Raw genomic sequence first — 447 nt, forward strand, 5'->3', positions numbered from 1 at the left:
GTGTGTGGAACGTGCGCTTACCGGGTTCGAGGCGATTTGGATGATTTTCATCCAGTGAGAAGAAGGACCCACGGTTCTGCATGACAATCCCGGTATCTCCGCCCATGATCGCCGCGCCGAAGTCGAAATAGATCGACTGGATCAGCGACACCACCAGCCCATCGGAATCCGCCGCGCACAGATAGACGGTGTCGCCGCCCGGGCTGCGCTTCTCCCCGGCTTGGCCTGACGGGATACCCGGCTCCAACTCACCGAGCCCGAGGGCGCGGTCCGACGAGATCAAGCCGCGGCGGCCATCTGCGTAGGTCTTAGACAGAAGGTCATTGAGGGGAATGTCGACCCAGGCCGGATCGCTCAGCCATTCGTCCCGGTCGGCAAAGGCGACCTTCACCGCTTCGACCATATGATGGTAATAATCAGCCGAGCCCTCCTGCCAGCCCTGAACGT

Annotated in this window: 1 protein-coding gene; it reads right to left on the bottom strand. The window is 61.3% G+C overall.

The window, feature by feature from the left end:
• Window positions 1-447, bottom strand: a 447-nt coding sequence (locus CEV33_RS01395; protein ID WP_208620133.1) for a gamma-glutamyltransferase, incomplete at both ends; no start/stop codon positions are given.

Source organism: Brucella grignonensis (genome assembly GCF_002252505.1).
GTDB classification, from domain to species: Bacteria; Pseudomonadota; Alphaproteobacteria; order Rhizobiales; family Rhizobiaceae; genus Brucella; species Brucella grignonensis.